Raw genomic sequence first — 13,042 nt, forward strand, 5'->3', positions numbered from 1 at the left:
GCTATCGATTGTGAAAGTACTCATAACAGGCGGCGCAGGCTATATCGGAAACTACGTTGTTGAAGAGGTGCTCAACAACGGGCACGAGGTTCGGGTGCTCGATTCGATGCTCTGGGGTGACCAGGCACTCGAACCGCTACGCGATGACGAGAAGCTGGAGGTTCGTGAAGGCGATATTCGACATATCGAGGATCTCTCGTATGCGATGGAGGGCTGCGATGCCGTCATCCATCTCGCAGGGATCGTCGGCGATCCAGCCTGTGGTGTCAACGAGCAGGCAACGCAGGCGGTCAACGTCGAAGCGACGAAATCGCTCGTTGAAGTGTGTAAGCTTCACGATATTCAGCGGCTTGTGTTTGCATCGACGTGTTCAGTGTACGGTGCCAGCGAACTCATGGAGCTCAACGAAGGCTCATACCTGAATCCGCTATCATTGTACGCCGAGTCGAAGATCGACTCCGAGGAGATCATTCTGCATGAGACTCATGATATGTTCTCGGATAACGAGATCACACCAACGATCCTGCGGCTTGGGACGATTTTTGGGTGGTCGCGCCGGATGCGATTCGATCTGGTTGTGAATATTCTGACCGCGAAAGCCCTTTTGGAGGACGACATTCCGGTCTACGGCGGGGAGCAATACCGACCACTTGTGCATGTCCATGATGCCGCACGCGCCTTCGCTGCGGTCTTAGAAGCCGACGAGGAGAAGGTCAACCACCAGATATTCAATGTTGGTGATAACGATCTGAACTATCAAATAAAGGAAGTTGGACGAATCGTCGAGGAGAATGTTGATGATGCTGAGGTTCGGTTCGTCGAACATAAAGAGGATGAGCGAACCTACCGGGTGAGCTTTGACAAGATCAATTATATACTGGGCTGGGAAACACAGCACGACATCGCGGATGGCGTCCAAGAGATCAAAGAGTGGATGCAAGCAGAGGATATTACTGAGTACGGGAAAGATACATTCCGTAATTCGGAATACCCGTATATATAAGAGATGGAGACAAAGCACCTAACAGCTGACAACACCGACGAATGGTGGGAGAATTACGAACGGGTCGGCAAGCCTGGGCCATATCATCGGCCAGATTACCTCCAACTACTCGCAGGAAATTTTGAACACGATGATGAACACGCCGAAGCCTTCGTTCTCCAAGATGGCGACGAAATTATCTACTACCCGTACATCCGTCGTTCACTCAAATCAGTTCCGTTTGCAGACGGGTCAGAAACAGACCTATCAAAATACGATGATATTGTTTCTTCATGGTACTATGGCGGGCCATTTACTTCAAAAGACGACAACTCACTCTGCGAAGCGTTCGCGGAGCAGTTTGATAATTTCTGCCAGTCAGAAAACATTGTCGCCGAGTTCGTTCGTTTCGACCCAAACGAACGAAATTACGAGAGATTTGATTGCCTGGAACCGAAGTTCAATAGAGAAACGGTTCCAGTTGACTTAACTAAAGATAAAGAAACACTCTGGGACGAGTTCGAGAAACGCAACAGGAACGCCATAAGACAAGCGCAGAAGACGGATCTTGAGGTAAAGCCCACTGAATCTGATAATGACTACGAAGCGTTCTACGATATCTACACGAACGCAATGGACGCGAAGAATGCTACCGATCACTACCGCTTCAAGTATGACTTTTTCTGTGACATGTTGGAAACAGATCTTTCGACACTTGTTGTAGCCACGTACGACGACGAAGTTGTCGGTGGAGCGATGGTAGTACACAATGAAGAGCTGGCCCACGATTACCTGCGCGCCTCTGATCCCGACTACTGGGATATGCGTGTCAATAATTTACTCTGCTATGGAACATTGATGCAGATGCGAGCCACCGGAAAGAAAATGTTTGATTTCCAAGGGGGGAGGCCAGGTGTGTTCAAGTTCAAGAAATCCTTCTCAGCTGATCGTGCTGAAATGTATCTCGGTACATCAGTACACATGCCGGAAGTATATAATGAATTGACATCCGAAGCCGAGAGAGTAGGTATTGATACCGACGGAGGATACTTCCCAGAGTACCGCGTGGAGAAGAGCAACTAAACGATAAAAGTATAAACGTAGAACCACCGCACTTGTTCTATGAACATAGTATTGGCTTCAGTAGATTGTTTACGTCATGATACTTTTGACCACCGATTCTACGAGAGACTGAAATCATCGGGTAGCTACTACGATACCTGTATTACACAGGCTGCGTTCACAAGTCCATCTCATACTTCAATGCTCTCAGGACTCAATCCATTTAACCATGGGGTTCGCTGGCTCATAGACTACGAGACAGATGCAACACTCCTTCCTGAGATACTCTCTGAGGAAGGATTCAACACCGTTGGATTTACTGGGGGGTACCCACTTCCCACGGGGAACATTCCTGATACGTTCGACGAGTTCCACCACATAACCCCAATGGAAGACCGTATGGAGGGTCGCGGCAACGAGTTTGGGCCTGCGAATCTTCTTGTGAACCGCGCAGTGAACTGGCTTGATGATCACGAAGGAGAGGATAATTTTGTATTTATCCACTCGTTTGATCTGCACCTAACACTTCGTTCCGAGTTCGGCAAACGTGACGAACCAGAGTTCGATGAAAATAATGTCTACGAAAACGTTGAGCAGTATATTGGTAGATACCAGCGCAGGTACCGCGAAGAGGCGGAATTCGTTGCTAGACAGCTTGAAAATCTACACCAACTTATCGACATTGACATCTCGGTTGTAACAGGTGATCACGGTTCCAAGATGCCCGGCGAACATGGGTATCCATGGGTCTATGACAGCGAAGGAAACCGTGTTGGATCACAAGTTCGTGGCGTTGAATTGTACGAAAATATAATACGCGTACCCCTCATATTCAACGGCGATCATTTCCCAGACGAGACGGTACACGAACAGGTGCGTAGTATTGATATCGTTCCGACACTTCTTGACGCACTTGATATAGATGCTCCCGAGACAGACGGGAAAACATTGCTTAGCGGCGACCATCCAGAATTTGCCTACTCTGAAACATATCACGGACAGCTAACAAAAGAGAACAAGCTGACCCACAAAATGAACGAGCAGTATGATTTCGGGTGGAATGATCTTGACTCGCTTGTTTGCCTCCGCTCTAACGAGTGGAAACTCATCTGCACAGCGAACGGAAAGCTTGAACCCGTAGAGCTCTATCATATCGCGCAGGATCCTGGCGAAGGACGTAATCTACTCAAGGACGAGCCTGAAATTGCTAAAGAGTTCTTCGATGACCTACAGTCTATGCTCGGTGATGACGAACAAATGTACGTGACCGCCGATCAGGTTACTCAAGCAACGAAAGATCGACTTGAAGATCTCGGTTATCTTTAATTTATTAGATGAAGAAGGTACTACTCATCTCTAACGTCGATCTAAAAAATGGAGGGGGACGTTCTGAAAAGTTCGCAACGAGAAAGCGGATGTTACAGGAGCGAGACTGGGATGTAGTAGTTGGACACGTCCCTGAGCCGCATATTTTACTGTTCCCCTATGCTATTCTCAAATGTCTATATATTGGTATGAGACGAGATGTTGATGTTATCAATTCTGTCAGCAACCCATTCCATCTCCAGCTAATAGGGTACATCGTAAGCCAGGTTCTGGGACTACCGTGGCTCGTTGAATTCCGTGACCCGATGGTTGAAAATCCGGATCGAGATCCCGACGCATTCCTGACCAAGATAGCAGCGCAGGTAGAGAAATTAGCAGTTCAAAACAGCGATCAAGTCGTCTGGGGGGATGGAATACAAATGGCAGACGATCATCTCGAAACCAAGTACCCAGACGTGTCAGCAGAGAAGTTCTACAAGCTTCCATTCCTTGGTTTCGAATCAGAAAAGTTTGAGTCAGCACCAACAACAAGCTACGATTCGCTCACAATCACCTACGCCGGCTCCTTCTACGAGGGCTGGATCGAACCGTACGAGCTCCTCGAAGGCTTTTCTATATACGTTGAACAGAATAATCCAAACCAAGACGAACTAACCTTGCAGTTCTATGGGGATTGGACAGAGCAATATCAAGAGAAGGTAGAAGAGCTCGGCGTCTCCGAATTTATTCAGACATATGATTTCGTGCCGCACGATCAGATCATACCAGTGCTCAAGGGGTCGGATATCGTCGTCTATATCGGTGGCGACGATCCACAGAACAAACTCAGTGTTCCATCCAAAATCTGGGACTACATGGGCGCGAAAACACCGATACTTGCCATTGTAGACCCCTCATTCCGAGTCGCACAACTGATCGAAGAGAGCGATTTGGGTGTAGTGATCCATCCCGACGACACAGAGGCGATAGCAGGTGCTATCGAGATTATGATTTCAAAGGAGTTCAACTATACGTCCGACAAAGAGATCTTTGATGAGTTCAGCAGAGCACACAAGATGGACGTGTTAGCACAGACTCTTGATTCTATATCTACAAATGATAATCTATATTGATGGAACAGCTTACTACGATTGAGAACATTACGGACTATGTCTACATCAACTCAATTATTCTCTATTTTTATCTGCTCTTAAAATAGTATCCCTGTGGTTTTACTGGATGGTCTTTAACAAGATCATATGAAATATTATGATTGTCAAACTGGTCTAACACAGCATTCTCTCCGTTCTCAAGTCTGCTGGAATGTATTTCTACGATTCCCGCAAAATGTTCAAGATCTGCGGACAGCAAATCAGCAATAACTTTATTTTCAGCACCTTCTATATCAATTTTTATAAACGGCCTTTTTATATTTTTTGAGGTAAAAATATCAGATAAAGCCCTACCCTCACGCTTTACTGAATCGGTAAACTTCTCCATATCTTGTCCAGGCGTAATTGTATCTCTCGGTGATCCAGATGTTGACCTGTCTTCATGAAAGGTAACAGAGCCAGTCTCTCCAGCGATAATAGTATCAGATATACTAACCCGTGACGAATCAAAATCATTAACTTTCGAATTGCGTTCAAGAACGGAACGGTTGTATTGGTTCGGTTCAAACGCGAAGATTGGAATATCTGGATTCAACTTTCCAAGGATGACAGTATAAAGTCCAAAGTGGGCACCCACATCAAATGCTGCATCATGATCAGAGAGGTCAAAGTATGATAGAGGTATACCCTCCAGTCCTGTACAGCCACGCTCAACATCAATACAGTCGTACTGCTTCAGGAAAGTTGGAACATCATAGTAAACATATACAAACTCTGATCCTTGATAATTATATCGGAAATGATTGTTCCCTCGAAGTTGATTTATTTTAACAATTACACCTGCTCCGAATTTGGCTATAGGATTCGGTATTCTCTGTCCAAATTTATAAAGTTTGTCAATCATTTATTAATTGATACACGCTTCTTTCTATTTAAACGCGGCTATATCGACTTCTTCGGTACATGTCGTTCTCCTGTGGAAACAGCATTGAGTATAGCCGCATACTCGGCCATAGCTTCCTGACTATCAAACCTATCTTTGAGACGGCCGTCGGCGTCGTACTCAAATGTGCATGTACTAACTTCTCGAATCGCATCGGCTATTGAATCCGCTTCCCTTGGATGAGCAGCGATTCCGATATTTTCTTTTTCAATGAACCTCCCAGCACGGAAAGACCGATCGATTACACCCAGAATCGGTGACTCGGCGGCGACGTAATCCGCCATCTTCAACGAGATATTGTGTTTGTTGCGCTGATCATTGCCGCCGACGTATAGAAGTAAATCAGATCCTTTCAGAATCCGGATTATCTCGTCATGCGGTACTGGGTCATACGTGGTTACGATATCTTCGAGATTCTCCTTACGCACCTTCTGCTGGTAATCTTCTTTCCAGTCTCCGTAGAACTGTACCTGTATATCCCCGCCACCATGACGATCCACGTATTCGCTCAGACCCTCCAAGAACTCGTAGGGCTCAATCCACCCCTCGTAGAAGGAACCGGCGTATGTTATCGTAAACTTATCATACTGTTTGGGGCTCCCACTGTTAAATTTTTCAACTTCGACACCGCCGAATCCTAAATAGGGTATCTTATAGAACTTCGACTCAGGCATATTAGGGTAGGATTCATAGAAGTAATTGTCATTCATTTGAATACCATTCCACCATGCTACTTGATTCGCAGAACTAACGACACATTTCTCCAAAATACGTCTCTGGAAATGAGAAGAGGATCCAGTATCTACATGAACGTTTGTTGCTAGAGGATCACGGAACTCCGCCAACCACGGCTCTCCCGTAATCTTCTTCAAAATGTATCCCAGAGCGTGTAGTTCAGGCGGGCTACAATGGGTCACCATCAGGTCAATATCATTCGAGCGTGCTCGGCGAGCAAGCTTAGGTATCTCCTTCAGAATACCGGAGATCGACGGTTCAGATACGTATCCAATTTCGACTTCCCAGCCACGCTCACGTAGAAGTTCCTTGTTCGCTTCTTTTTCTGGTCCGCCCCCTATCTCACGCGTGCGATTATTAGAAATCATTAGGACTCGTTTCATGACTTGTTTTACCATTTCATTACAATATGAAAGTGTTGTCTCTTCATTTATGATAGTAACTGACAAGGAGGGTGTCATAGAAGAGTTCGCATGGTTTGTTGAATCAGTTCTAACGAATTGAAAACACCGTGCACTTAGTGCACGCTGTTCTTAGCCCGTCGTAGCTATGACAAAAGAGAAGTTCGGCGTCGCTGTTGACGAGGAAATCGTGCGAGAAGTGGATGAATTGGTCGCTGAGTGTGACGATCTCGGAGTCAGCCGCTCCGAGATCGTCGAGGCCGTCCTCACAGCATTCGTTCAATCCGAGACGAACCACGTTGAACGGGTTCGAGAAATCATTATTCGGAAACGAAAGGGCACTCTCTAATCGGTTTTAAACTTTGTACACTTAGTGCACGCATTTCTGAGAGAGTAATCTGTTATAATCGTAATTAATCTGACTGTAGCATGTGAAGAGTTCTATGACACGCTCGACAAGACTAAATAGCGGCTATCGAAACAGGTAATGGGTCGGCTATAGATAAATGTGACAATGACCGATATTGCTTTGATAACTATTGACTCGTTACGCCACGATCATTTAGGATGTTATGGTTACGAACGAAATACTTCACCGAACATCGACCAACTAGCCGGTAACTCTCATCAATTTTTGAACGCATTCGCTCATGCAGGAATGACACGTGCTTCATTTCCAACTATACTCACCTCCTCGTACACCAACATGTACGGAGGTTACGACAGAATCACTGAGGGCAGAACACTTGTTTCTGAGGTGCTAACTCAAGGCGGTTATTCTACTGCGGGGTTCCACTCTAACTTGTTTCTTTGTGCTGACTTCGGGTATCAACGCGGGTTTGATATGTTCTATGATTCCAAAACAGATCCCAGTTTCACTGCGAAACTTAGACAGTTTATCAAAACAAATCTCAATCAAGACAGCATTCTTTACAACTTCCTACAGCGACTCTATGACACGACTGAAAAAAACGCTGGCCTCAATGTCGGTTCCAGCTACGTGAAGGCAGACGAAATCACCGACCGCTCGATCGAATGGGTAACCAAGACTGAAGCTGATTCGAGTGACCGATTCCTCTGGACACATTACATGGATGTCCACCACCCGTACGTGCCACCCGAAGAATATCAGCTTAAATTCCGTGACACATCAATCAGTGATCGGCGATCGATCAAGCTCAGGCGGAAGATGCTTGAAATACCTGAGGAGATCAGCGAGAACGAACAACAGGAACTCATTGATCTATACGATGCTGAAATTCGATTTACCGATCACGAAATCGGCCGCCTAATCGACAGCATAGAGGAGTCATGGGGAGAGGACACGATCATACTAATCACCGCTGATCACGGAGAAGAGTTCTACGAACACGGGCAGTATAGCCACAACACGGTTCACGATGAAGGTATCCACGTGCCACTGATACTCTCTACTGATGGTTCTGGGGTATATGATGAGATGGTTGGGCTCGTCGATGTGTCACCAACGATAGCCAACTACGCCGGTTGCGATATCCCTGATAACTTCTACGGGAGCAGTCTGAAACCACTCGTCGAAAAGGGCAAATGGGCCCGTGACCACGTCATCGGTGACTGGGGAGGTTCCGAAGGGAAACCGGATCGGATATTCTATCGAGACAAAGACTGGAAATATATAAAGAATCGTGGAAATGAGGAGCTCTACCGCTTGGACGAAGATCCAGCGGAAAAAAATGATATTATTAGCCAAAAGCCGTCGATTCTGACTAAAATACGAGAGAAAATCGAAACACATGAGAAACAGGTTACTGAGACCTCAATGGATATCGACGAAGTCGAGATGGATGACGAAGTTGAAGAAAGATTAGAAAAGCTCGGATACAAGTTCTGATCGTATGCGGCTCGGACAAAAATCATTTATTTATTTTCTCTCAAAGATCGGTGCAACCCTCGCAGGATTCGTCGCAACGATCTATTTAGCACGTATCCTCGGTGCAGGAACACTCGGAACCTACTATCTGGTAATTGCTGTGCTGACATGGCTGAAGATGTTCTCAACGATGGGGATAGCCAAAGCCGTAAAAAAACGAATCAGCGAAACTGACGAACCATCCGAGTTTGTTACTGCCGGGGTACTACTCCAAGTAGCAAGTCTGATTGTTGTCACTGCTGTGATTATTGTATTTCAGAATCAACTCCGATCCTACACCGGCTTCGAACGGATTGATATTTTGTTGCTGCTTCTGTTTGCGGGAGCGTTCTTTTCGTTCGTTACCTCCGTGCTTGTTGGAGAAAATCTCACCCACATCTCGGGCGCACTACAGCCGCTTGATAGAGTCACGCGTACCGTCGCACAAGTCGCATTCGTGCTACTGGGATTCAATCTTTTAGGGCTATTTTTCGGATACATAATCGGTAGTATCCTGGCCGCTACAGTTGGACTCTACTACATTTCTGCGCGTTTCAGCTATCCGGATCGCTCTCATTTCAGATCACTCTGGGCGTACGCAAAGTTCTCATGGCTGGGAAGTTTTAGTAATCGAACCCTTGCATCGATGGATACCCTCGTCCTTGGCGTCTTCGTCACTAGCGATCTGATCGGGATCTACGAGATCGCCTGGAACGTAGCATCCGTCCTCGCTGTCTTCGGGGTCGCTATTAACGCAAGCCTTTTTCCTGAAATCAGTAGTCTCGATGCTGACGAAACAGAAAACATCGCAGAACTTGCTCAGACTGGAGTTGCGTACGCAGGAGTGTTTGTTATTCCGGGACTGGTCGGTGGCCTCATCTTGGGCGAGGTTATTCTATCTGTATACAGCCAGGAGTTCCGCCAAGGATACCTCATCTTGGTATTGCTGATACTCGCACGGCTGATCTCAACCTATAAGAATCAGTTTGTGAACGTTATCGATGCGATCAACAGACCCGATATCGGCTTCAGAATAAATGCTGTGTTTGTCGTTACAAACATCTCGCTTAATTTTGTTTTAGTGTTCGTCTATGGATGGGTCGGTGCCGCAGTCGCCACAATCAGTTCAGCCGCCGTTGGGGCCATACTCGCGTATGGTGCTCTCACTCGGCTCACTGCGTTTCAGTTCCCGATATCCGAGGTACTCAAACAGCTGGTTGCAGCAGTAGCAATGGGGATACCGGTGTACGCCGGAGCTGAATACCTCTCGTATCGGATACTACCGAGTCTCTTCCTTATTCCGGTCGGCGCAGGAGTCTACTTTGGGGTGCTACTAGGTATTTCATCGCGGTTTCGAACGACGATCAGAGCGAATATTCCGTTCTGATACGCTTATTCTTACACTGCAAGTTCTCGAACGAACTCAGCCACTGTCCACTCGGTATCGAATCCGATCCGCTCGGCTGCCTCAGTCGTATCAACAGTAAAGTCGTCCGCCACTGCTTCGTCACTCCGTGGATTCTCTACCAGGTCAATGTCCACGGTGTATCCGCGTTCCTCCGCGACGACATCCTGTACCGTCTCAGCGAGTTCGAGAATACTCATGCATTCACCGCTTGCTAACGGGAACGTAGTTGCTCCGGGTTCCCCTCCGACAAGCGAATCAAGTGAGCTGATGTATGCACGTGCAACATCTTTGACGTGGATGAAATCGCGGGCCTGTGTGCCTGGCTTGTGGACGGTCAGCGGTTCGTGATTCAGGGCTTTCTCAACAAAGATGTTGATCACCGTCCCTTTACTCACACGTGTACCTGCAACTGAATGACCGCCATACAGGTTTGATTTCATGTAGACGTGTGCCGGGAAGGCATCTTCAGCGAGCGCGTGAATATCCCCCTCACTCATGGCCTTGGTGCGCCCGTAGTGATTAGTCGGATTACGGGGGTGTTCGGATGAAATTGGGAACTCCACCGGATCACCGACAATTGCCATACTACATGGGAAAATCATCGGTGTCCCCGTTTCGTGACAAACCCATGCAACGTTCTCTGTGCCACCGACATTGATGTCAAATGCGTCCTCAGGAGACTCATCACAGTCAGGGACACCGCTCAGCGCTGCGAGATGCATCACCGCATCAGAACCATCGACAGCGTCGCGGACAGCATCGCGATCACGGACATCGGTTTCCGCAACAGAAACCCCGGTAATCTCCTCAACCTGTGCGTTCCGAAAGTTATCAACCGCTGTAACATCGTGACCGGCTTCAAGCAGTTCGACAACAACACGCGAACCGATGTAGCCACCCGCACCTGTGACACAGACATGAAATGTCTCACTCATCAGTCAACACACCAGGCAGGAACCGATCTTCGTGGGCAGCGATCCGGTCACGTTCCTCGACCAGCGAGCCGAGCACGTCTCGAATTCCCTCCTCAAGCGTTTGCCGTTGGCCGCCAACCAGCTCAAGGAAGTCCTCATTTTCCATCTCCATTTTGTGTTCCTCGTCTTCGTTCCGTGGGTTCTCGTAGTGTTTGACCTCAGCATCCAAATCAAACTCCTCGCCGACCTCGGCGATCGTCTCGGCGAGTTCGACGATCGCCACGGGGCGCGTCACCTGATTGTAGATATCGATCTCGTCAGCACCGGAGTGGCCGTCCTCGACGAGCCGAACCAAGCTCTCAACAGTATCTTCGAGACTAACCATCGGCTTCCGCTGTTCACCCTTGCCGTAGACGGTGATCGGATAGCCAGCGACGGCCTGTGCACAGAACCGGTTGACGACCGTCCCGAAGTAGTAGTCGAAATCGAATCGCGTCGGACTATCGTGAGTCTGTGTTTCGTCGGTCTCTGTCCCGTAGACGATCGCCGTCCGGATCTCGCTGATCGGGAACTCGAACTCCGACTCGGCGAGTCGCATGTTGGCAGCGTCAAACGACTTCGTCGCGTGGTACCAACTTCCAGCCATGTTCGGGAAGGGGATCTCATCGGATCCCCCCTTTCGATCAACCTCAACGCCACCCTCGGGAATCGGGAAATGCGGCGCGCCGTAGACACCGGTCGTTGTTGTCTCGATAAAGTGGGTGTCATCGAGCCCGCATTCGGCGAGTCCATGCAGGAGGTTGAGATTCATCGAAACGTTGTTGCGCTGGGTGTAGAGTGCCCGTTCCCCGTTGATCGAGGAGTACGGCGCGCTCGGCTGGGCAGCCGTATGCAACACGGTATCAGGCTCGTGCGTATCGAGCAACTGAATCACAAACTCACGATCCGCGAGATCGCCCTCGATGAGACTCAGATTGTCCACAGCGGCAAACCGTTCTCGTGGCTCTTCGATCTGTGTCGCCGAGACACTGCCGGACTCCTCGACCCACTCGCGACGCGCAAAGTTATCAACACAGACGATCCGTTCGTCAAGCCGGTCAGCCAGCCGCAACGCGGTCGGCCAGCCGAGATAGCCGTCAGCACCGGTTAGGAGTACTGTCATCGTTAACTCAAAATATGAGTAACTACGCTAAAAGCTTTGCTTTCGACCACCCGGTGGCTACGACAAGGGTTCATCATCAACCGGCTGGCTCTCGTGAGTCCAGAGAATATCGAAATACTGCCAGAGCCCAGCCACGAACGCAGGGTTTTTCGTGACGGCTGCTTGCCGAAGGTGATTTGGGAGCTCCTCCTGTTCGACGAGTAAGAGCCCCTGGCCCGTCTCGTAACCCAAATCGGGATCGACAAACGTGCCACGCCATGGGAGAAGCCGATCAGTTATCCGCACCGACACTGATGGGAACGATTCCGCAAGCAGCGACCGGATCTCCTGCTGTCTACGACTGTTATCCATCGAGAGATGAGTCGGCGACAACATGAGAACATCAACATCGATCCCCCGATCGATTGCCTCCCGCATCGACGGCTCAACAGCATCGATGTAGCCAAAACTCTTTGTCAGGACGAACACACTCTCGTCAGCTTCTCGGAACAGCCGTCGAGTCTCCCGTTCGCTCGGTTCGCCAACATCGACCACATGGAACAGATCTTCTGTTGGACTCAGTTCGTCGACATCCCGATTTTCGATGGGAGCATAGGAATCAACAAACGAGTCGGCGACACGCTCGACATCGCGTCTGAACCGCTCGTAGTCGTCCTGTCGGTTGGTGATCGCACGATCGATGATCTCGGCTGGCTCGTGTGGTTTGTACTGTTTCGGCCGCCCGGGGGTGACTGTGACGTAGCCTGCTTCAACGAGGGAATCGAGGACGCCGTAGATCCGGGCTTTCGGGATGCCGGTCGCCTCCGCGAGATCGGGGGCTGTCGTCCGACCAAGCAGTAACAACTCCTCTAAGGCGTCGGCCTCGTACTCGGTGAGATCAAGCAGGGAAAACAGATCGCTATTGGCGTCAGACATACCCCGTGGTCTCTGTGCCACCGATAAGAAAATGCTGGTGCCGCCATAAATTATATACCGGCGGCCTACATTCGTTTACTCAGAACATGAGTAACCAAAGTCAGTCCGCGACCACGGAGGCCGAGCATCTGTCGGAGGTTCCGGACGGGGCCGGCTGTACGGAGATCTGGGATAAACTCTCCGAGGATCGATTCGAAGAAGCAGACAACTAAACG

Annotated in this window: 13 protein-coding genes; 8 read left to right on the forward strand and 5 right to left on the reverse strand. The window is 48.8% G+C overall.

Annotated features, from left to right (window positions below; translation table 11 throughout):
- Window positions 1–10 precede the first annotated feature (10 nt).
- From EWF95_RS07185 to EWF95_RS07200, 4 genes are read left to right on the forward strand one after another with little or no spacing between them, the layout of a single operon-like run.
- Window positions 11–1,003 carry an NAD-dependent epimerase/dehydratase family protein gene (locus EWF95_RS07185; RefSeq protein ID WP_185911732.1) on the forward strand — a complete coding sequence of 331 codons (993 nt, stop codon included), beginning with the start codon at window positions 11–13 and terminating at the stop codon, window positions 1,001–1,003.
- A 3-nt stretch (window positions 1,004–1,006) separates the two neighbouring features.
- On the forward strand, window positions 1,007–2,065 hold the full coding sequence (locus tag EWF95_RS07190) for a GNAT family N-acetyltransferase (protein ID WP_142443397.1): 1,059 nt from the start codon (window positions 1,007–1,009) through the stop codon (window positions 2,063–2,065).
- 39 nt (window positions 2,066–2,104) lie between these two features.
- Entirely contained in the window at window positions 2,105–3,370 is a 1,266-nt protein-coding gene (locus EWF95_RS07195; protein ID WP_142443398.1) for a sulfatase-like hydrolase/transferase, read from the forward strand.
- Between the two features lie 8 nt (window positions 3,371–3,378).
- Window positions 3,379–4,482 carry a glycosyltransferase gene (locus EWF95_RS07200; RefSeq protein ID WP_142443399.1) on the forward strand — a complete coding sequence of 368 codons (1,104 nt, stop codon included), beginning with the start codon at window positions 3,379–3,381 and terminating at the stop codon, window positions 4,480–4,482.
- 67 nt (window positions 4,483–4,549) lie between these two features.
- Here EWF95_RS07200 and EWF95_RS07205 read toward each other — a convergent pair whose 3' ends face one another.
- Both EWF95_RS07205 and EWF95_RS07210 read right to left on the reverse strand, forming a co-directional pair.
- A complete protein-coding gene (locus EWF95_RS07205) occupies window positions 4,550–5,365 on the reverse strand; it encodes an FkbM family methyltransferase (protein ID WP_142443400.1) in 816 nt (271 codons plus the stop codon).
- A 38-nt stretch (window positions 5,366–5,403) separates the two neighbouring features.
- Window positions 5,404–6,522: a hypothetical protein gene (locus EWF95_RS07210; protein ID WP_185911733.1), complete on the reverse strand. Its 1,119-nt coding sequence runs from the start codon at window positions 6,520–6,522 to the stop codon at window positions 5,404–5,406.
- Window positions 6,523–6,688: 166 nt separating this feature from the next.
- Between EWF95_RS07210 and EWF95_RS07215 the strand changes: the two genes are divergently transcribed.
- The 3 genes from EWF95_RS07215 (at window position 6,689) to EWF95_RS07225 (ending at window position 9,815) form a co-directional block, all read left to right on the forward strand.
- A complete protein-coding gene (locus EWF95_RS07215) occupies window positions 6,689–6,889 on the forward strand; it encodes a ribbon-helix-helix protein, CopG family (RefSeq protein ID WP_142443402.1) in 201 nt (66 codons plus the stop codon).
- A 165-nt stretch (window positions 6,890–7,054) separates the two neighbouring features.
- Entirely contained in the window at window positions 7,055–8,410 is a 1,356-nt protein-coding gene (locus tag EWF95_RS07220) for a sulfatase (RefSeq protein ID WP_142443403.1), read from the forward strand.
- A 4-nt stretch (window positions 8,411–8,414) separates the two neighbouring features.
- A complete protein-coding gene (locus tag EWF95_RS07225) occupies window positions 8,415–9,815 on the forward strand; it encodes an oligosaccharide flippase family protein (RefSeq protein ID WP_142443404.1) in 1,401 nt (466 codons plus the stop codon).
- Between the two features lie 11 nt (window positions 9,816–9,826).
- Here EWF95_RS07225 and EWF95_RS07230 read toward each other — a convergent pair whose 3' ends face one another.
- Genes EWF95_RS07230 through EWF95_RS07240 form a run of 3 tightly spaced genes read right to left on the reverse strand, consistent with a single transcriptional unit; the run spans window position 9,827 to window position 12,827 of the window.
- On the reverse strand, window positions 9,827–10,771 hold the full coding sequence (locus EWF95_RS07230) for an NAD-dependent epimerase/dehydratase family protein (protein ID WP_142443405.1): 945 nt from the start codon (window positions 10,769–10,771) through the stop codon (window positions 9,827–9,829).
- Window positions 10,764–11,912 carry an NAD-dependent epimerase/dehydratase family protein gene (locus tag EWF95_RS07235; protein ID WP_142443406.1) on the reverse strand — a complete coding sequence of 383 codons (1,149 nt, stop codon included), beginning with the start codon at window positions 11,910–11,912 and terminating at the stop codon, window positions 10,764–10,766. Before EWF95_RS07235 ends, EWF95_RS07230 begins: the two co-directional genes overlap by 8 nt.
- Before the next feature lie 57 nt (window positions 11,913–11,969).
- Window positions 11,970–12,827: a TrmB family transcriptional regulator gene (locus EWF95_RS07240; RefSeq protein WP_142443407.1), complete on the reverse strand. Its 858-nt coding sequence runs from the start codon at window positions 12,825–12,827 to the stop codon at window positions 11,970–11,972.
- Between the two features lie 86 nt (window positions 12,828–12,913).
- Here EWF95_RS07240 and EWF95_RS13835 point away from each other — a divergent pair, with 86 nt between their 5' ends.
- Window positions 12,914–13,039 (forward strand): hypothetical protein, encoded by a 126-nt coding sequence (locus tag EWF95_RS13835; protein ID WP_281285198.1) that lies wholly within the window; start codon window positions 12,914–12,916, stop codon window positions 13,037–13,039.
- Window positions 13,040–13,042: the final 3 nt, after the last annotated feature.

Source organism: Halonotius roseus (assembly GCF_006861655.1).
GTDB classification, from domain to species: domain Archaea; phylum Halobacteriota; class Halobacteria; order Halobacteriales; family Haloferacaceae; genus Halonotius; species Halonotius roseus.